The 5,330-nt window shown below is 61.3% G+C and carries 4 protein-coding genes and 2 pseudogenes; 2 read left to right on the top strand and 4 right to left on the bottom strand.

Translation table 11 applies throughout. The features are described from left to right. Nucleotides 1–89: 89 nt before the first annotated feature. Both AB3X86_RS37655 and AB3X86_RS37660 read left to right on the top strand, forming a co-directional pair. Entirely contained in the window at nt 90–1,394 is a 1,305-nt protein-coding gene (locus AB3X86_RS37655) for an MFS transporter (RefSeq protein ID WP_368599839.1), read from the top strand. Nucleotides 1,395–1,437: 43 nt separating this feature from the next. After that, nucleotides 1,438–2,522 (top strand): annotated as a pseudogene (locus AB3X86_RS37660) (amidohydrolase). Nucleotides 2,523–2,999: 477 nt separating this feature from the next. Here the strand turns inward: AB3X86_RS37660 and AB3X86_RS37665 are convergent. The 4 genes and pseudogenes from AB3X86_RS37665 to AB3X86_RS37680 form a co-directional block, all read right to left on the bottom strand. Beyond that, nucleotides 3,000–3,449, bottom strand: coding sequence for an SET domain-containing protein (locus AB3X86_RS37665; protein WP_368599840.1), 450 nt, complete (start codon nt 3,447–3,449; stop codon nt 3,000–3,002). Nucleotides 3,450–3,806: 357 nt separating this feature from the next. Continuing rightward, nucleotides 3,807–4,076, bottom strand: coding sequence for a DUF1488 family protein (locus tag AB3X86_RS37670; protein ID WP_368599841.1), 270 nt, complete (start codon nt 4,074–4,076; stop codon nt 3,807–3,809). A 150-nt stretch (nt 4,077–4,226) separates the two neighbouring features. Next, nucleotides 4,227–4,767 (bottom strand): annotated as a pseudogene (locus AB3X86_RS37675) (tyrosine-type recombinase/integrase); the annotation flags it as partial. Between the two features lie 160 nt (nt 4,768–4,927). After that, the coding region (locus tag AB3X86_RS37680; protein WP_368599842.1) for a transposase at nt 4,928–5,330 on the bottom strand (403 nt) is incomplete at its 5' end.

A 5,330-nucleotide genomic window follows, 5' to 3' on the forward strand; every position in this document is an offset into this window, starting at 1 on the left:
ACCTTTACGGCTACCGGGCCTCTGTGTTGGCTCTGACAAAATGGTGTCCACCACTTCGAAAATGATGGACATCACTTTGATGCCGATACTTGCGGCCGTCTACAACGGCCACCGCGAGCCGCTTACGTTCCACCCTCGAGCAGTCCGCAGTCAGGAAAGCCGAGTGGCGCTTCATTCCGCTACTCGCCCTTGCGTACTTCTTCAACTATCTGGATCGCACGAGCGTCGGTTTCGCGGCGCTGACGATGAATCACGATATTGGGTTGACCGCCACACAGTTCGGCTGGGGGGCGGGCATCATGTTCGCCGGGTACTGTGTGTTTGAGGTCCCGAGTAACCTGGCGCTATATCGCTTCGGCGCGCGGCGCTGGCTCGCCCGCATCATGATCACGTGGGGCTTCTTCGCAGCGGCGACGGCGCTGGCCGTGGGCCCCAAAAGCTTCTACGCAGTCCGGCTGCTGCTCGGCATCGGCGAGGCTGGCTTCTTTCCCGGAGTCATCTTTTTCCTCGCCGTCTGGTTCCCGGCCAGCTATCGCACTCGGGTGCTCGCGTGGTTCACCGTCTCCACGCCGCTGTCGTCGCTCGTCGGTGGTCCGCTCTCGGCGGCGCTGCTCCATATGGACGGTGTCCTGGGACTGGCGGGCTGGAGGTGGATGTTCATCGTTCAAGGATTGCCCGCATGCGTGCTCGGCTTTCTCGTACTGAAAATGTTGGCGGATAAGCCCGCCGATGCGAAGTGGTTGTCCCACGAGGAACGGCAAGCTCTGCAAGGCGCGTTTGATCGGGAAGGCTCGTCCAGTCAGAAGAAGAAAAATTTCGTGGCGGCGTTGAAGGACGCGCGCACCTACGTTCTGGCGATGATTTCCTTCGGCTTTACGATGGGCTCTTACGGCATCGGCATCTGGCTGCCTCAGATGCTGCGGGCTCACGGGATGAGCGTAATGCAGACCGGCTGGATGTCGGCCGTGCCTTACTTCTTTGCCACCGTCGCGTTGCTCTGGTGGGCAAAGCGGGTTGATCGTCGCGGCGGCCCGATCGCAAATCTGGCCGCAGGTCTTCTGATTGGTGCGATCGCACTGGGTGTCTCGACGTATTTCCATCAGCTGGTTCCGGCGATGACTGGCATCACGCTGGCGTTGATCGGCACGATTGCGGGCCGGACGATCTTTTATACGCTTCCTGCCCGGTTCCTTTCCGGACAGGCGGCTGCCGGTGGCCTGGCCTTTATCAACTCGATCGGTGCACTCGGCGGCTTTGCGGGACCGTACCTCGTGGGTTATCTGAAGGACAGTTTCGGTACGTTCGCGGCCGGCATGATTGGTCTGTCGATTGTGCTAGGCATCACGACATTGCTGACTTTGTCACTTTGTGCATTCGATCGCGCAGAGCGCTGATAGCAATACCACCATCACCCGACGCCGCCGCTTGCTGAGCGCAATGGCAGTACCAATGATGCTGCCTGCTATCGCTCCACGTCAGGCGTTTGCAAAACAGGAAAACATGCGGTGAGTACGACTAGCAACTACCTTCCCGTTCGGTCGGACTGGCTCGCCTCTGGCACCGAGGCTGCGCTTGAGCCCGACATGCCGATCATCGACGCCCATCACCACTTTTATGAACGTCCGGGATGGACTTATCTTGTCGACGAGTATCTCGAGGACGCGCGATCCGGTCACAACATCACCGCGTCGGTGTTCATGCAGGCGTTAACCCGGTATCGCCCGTCGGGTCCGGAGCCGATGCGACCGGTCGGAGAGATTGAGTATGTCGCGGGTGTCACGGCTCCTTTGCAGAGTGGCGAGCCGCAGGTTGCGAAAGGTATGGTCGGTTATGCGGATCTTCGCCGGGGGCCGGCGGTGCGCGATGTTCTCGAAACGGAACTGCAAGCTGGTGATGGTCGTTTCCGTGGCGTTCGGCATCTGGTTACCTGGGATGCTGACCGGACGCTGGTGAATCGGATTTCGGCAGCGCCGCGAGGACTGCTGCTCAATCGCGACTACCGGGCCGGGGTCGCGGAGCTCCGATCGCTGGGGCTGTCGTACGACGCATGGCTGTTCTTCCCGCAACTGCCGGAGCTTTTCGATCTGGCAAAGGTCCATCCAGATACGCCTTTCATCATCAACCATTGCGGCGGGGTAGTCCGCATCGCCAGTTACGCAAGCCGCCGCGCTGAAGCGTTCGACGCCTGGTCGAGCTCAATGCGGGCACTCGCTCAGTTGCCGAATGTCTATGTGAAGGTGGGCGGACTCGGCATGCGTATCAATGATTTCGAGTTTGAAAAGGGCGAGCGACCGCCGTCATCGGATGAATTGGCGCAAGCGTGGAAGCCATGGATGCATACGTGTATCGAAGCGTTCGGTGCGGACCGCTGCATGTTCGAGAGCAATTTCCCGGTGGACAAGGGCTCCTATCCATTCAGTAATGGTTGGAACGCCTTCAAGAAGCTGACTGCACAAGCTAGCGCTGACGAGCGCGAGGCCTTATTCCGGGGGACGGTGAGCAAGGTCTATCGCCTCACGTAAGTGCGTTGGAACGATCAGCGGGCCGGCTGTAAGCCTGTAATGACCGCTGTCGATCAGAGCTGCCTTTGGACAGGGTTGAACGTATGACAGAAACGGGGTCGCTAGTACGCATTCGTTGAACTCGCAGCGGTCATTCGCCTCGAATTGCCGGCGAGCGGCCGGCGAGCGGCCGGCGAGCGGCCGGTGAGCAGCAGTGAGCGGGCATATCGGAGTCAACGCGCGACAGTCGGCTTTGGCCGAACGCTGCTCCTTCAGACGCGGGGTCGGATGACCGTAACGCCCCGGATCGCCGCCCTTGAAGCTGAATCATGCACGTGACGGCGGAGGGGAGGCCGCCTGTTGATCGGCGATACGCCAAACTATCGCAATCGGCCGCCCAGCTGTGCCCGCGAGGAAGCCATGCTCAGATATCGGCGTGCGCTGCGTCTGTACCAGACACCGGAGATCGCGCATCGGACCGTCTGCGCTGCAGCTGGATTACGCCGACGCAGCATTGCTGCCCAGCATGGTTCGACGACATCCGGATGCGCCGCAATGGCACGTGTACTGGATACGAAGCTCGTCGGTGACCGCGCCGTCGACTGACAGACCGTAGTCGATGAAGAGCTCCTGGCCGGGTGCGATAGCTGTGAGGGCATGAACGAACACCCGCTCGCCCGTCTCGATCGCTTCGCAGTTGGGGGAGCAGGCATGATTCAGAAAGCGGGCGCTGTTGCCACCACGGCCGCCGTCGATCACACGCCCATCTGACAGGCCGAACACAAACGTGTGGCCAACCTCGGAACGTTGGCGGGCGGCGGCGCGCCGCCAGCTGGTCAATTCCCCCTTGTACTCGATGACCCGTTCGCCTGCGGCAATCGGCTGTAGCGCGAACAGTCCCATTCCATGTACTGGAGAACGTCGTGCGGTGATGCGTCGCAATCGCATGGTGTCGTTTCCTTCGGGTGCGTCAGTCGTTGTGTGTGAATTGTCGGGGCGTTGCGAGCATATCGCCGCAGTCGCTGCCTTTCAATGTCTTCCATTGAGAAGTGCAACTAACGGTCAACGTCATCCATCATCGCACCCGGGTTTCGCCCCAAAACCAGCTGACAGAGGTGACCAGGCCGGGTTGCCGTCCGGTGGAATACACGTGATTAGCGTCGACTAGTACGGGTCCATCAAGGCGCCTTCACCTGCGAGCCTTGAACATGTCACTCAATCAACTGCGGCCTGGTTGCACGCGCGCTGTCGGAGTCGGTTCTGCAATGTGAGCTGAAGGATGCACCACAGACAAAAACTGGCGTCTCAGTGGCGCGAGAAATCGGCCGGCGTCAGCTCAAGTCGTGCCGAGGGATGGGCGAGCAGCTTCCGTTCGGCGATCGCCCGGATGCGGCCGTAGCCATTGCGAAAGGTCTTGAGGATGCGCTCGTCGTCCGCACGTGGCTCGAGCCAGAAATACGCTTCCAGCGCCGTGATCGTGATCATGCATTCGACCGGGCGGTTCTGGAAGACCAGAGAAAATGCCACGCCGAGACGATTGACGAGCACCTGCGGTTCAAGTTCGACGGTTTCCATAGGCGGTGGAGGGCGCTTCTGATCAGGTCACGATGATTTTTGCACAGGTTATGCATTTCGGGTGGGGGCGGAGTTGGCGGTTTGCAGGTCATAACGCACCGCTTCGGACTGCGTGGAAGCCAGCGTTTCTGAATACCGGTTGCGCCCTGTCTACCGGCGTCTGTCACTGCCAAAAGCGTCGCCGATCTGCCGTGCCCGCTTCACCTCGTCGCTGTGCAGATAGATCGACGTCGTCGACACCGAAGCGTGCCGCAGATTGTCCCGTACAGTCGTCAGTTCAGCACCGCGCCCGAGCGCATGGGTCGCATGGGGTGTGGCGCATCCAGTGCGGACTCGCACGACGCAGCTTCTCTGCCAGCGGCGGATGATCGGCTTTAATCGCCTGTGCGGCGAGCACGAAGAAGCGCCTGAGCACACCCCATAGCCGCACGCTGCTGATCGCCGCGACGCTCTCCGCCTCGAGGCTGCCGATGACCGGTGTTTCGGGTCGCCAGCGCACGGGCGCGATGGGCAACCCGCGTTCGGTGAGATAACGTGCGAGGGCGTCCCACGCCAGCAGCGGCAACGCGACGCGCGCGAGCTTCTTTCCCTTCCCAGTCACGCGTAACCAGTGGTCGCCGCGCGCATCGGTCTCAATGTGTCCGCGCGTTGCGCCGACCAGTTCGCTCGCACGCAGCCCCGTTGCGTAGCCTAGCAGGCTGTTGAAAAGCGCCCCGTCATGACGACCGAAGCTACGTTCAGGAGACTTGCGCGTGCAATTTTCCGCTGAATTACCGGTTTGCCGCGCGATCCGCGCGGGGCGTGCGCACGCATGCAGCCCTGCTGGCGCGCAGTCTTCACGCCTTGACGGCTCATCGCACCGCTCCTTGCGGCACCCCCGCCCCCGGCATTCGGGCCATGCGGGTCAGATTGCTCGCAACCATCGTCAGCTTGAAGTGCTGGTCGACGCGCCTGATACCGCGATAGACCGTCTGCCGGATCCGACCGACCGTTTTACCCCAGCCGAAATGCTCTTCGATTCGTTTGCGGATGATCTGGCTAGTCCGGTAGCCCGCGTGCCGCGAAGTGCGACCGTCGATGGCGCTGCCGCCCCAACGCTCATCGTTGCGCGCGACATGCGGTGTCAGGTTGCGAGCGCGGCAATCGTTCACGAAGTCGCGGGTGTCATACGCCTTGTCGGCACCAACTGTCTTCGCATGAGCGCCTGGCACGCAATCGAGCAATTGCAATGCGCTGGCCCGCTCGGCGAAACCA

The organism is Paraburkholderia sp. BR14374 (assembly GCF_040948685.1).
Classification (GTDB): domain Bacteria; phylum Pseudomonadota; class Gammaproteobacteria; order Burkholderiales; family Burkholderiaceae; genus Paraburkholderia; species Paraburkholderia youngii.